Consider the following 290-nt stretch of genomic DNA (forward strand, 5'->3'; position numbering starts at 1 on the left):
CCCGCAGCCGCGGGAGCGGGGGGGGGGGCGGGGGGCGCCCCCCCGGGGGCCCGCCCCCCCGCGGCCCGCCGACCGGGGCCTCGCGGTCGCCGTCCGCGAGATGGCGTCCGGACAGGCGATCCCGGTCCACGTCGTCGCCGAGGCGGAGCCGCTGCCCCCGCAGGCCGAGACGGCGGCGTACTTCGTCGTCGCCGAGGCGCTGACCAACATCGCGAAGCACAGCCAGGCGAGCCGCGCCGACGTCGCACTGCGGGTCGACGACGGCCGGCTGGTGGTGACCGTCGACGACG

1 pseudogene is annotated in these 290 nt (G+C 80.3%); it reads left to right on the forward strand.

The features are described 5' to 3' along the window. Positions 1–100 precede the first annotated feature (100 nt). Positions 101–290 (forward strand): annotated as a pseudogene (locus tag F0U47_RS20350) (sensor histidine kinase); the annotation flags it as partial.

The organism is Nocardioides antri (assembly GCF_008373765.1).
GTDB lineage: Bacteria > Actinomycetota > Actinomycetes > Propionibacteriales > Nocardioidaceae > Nocardioides > Nocardioides antri.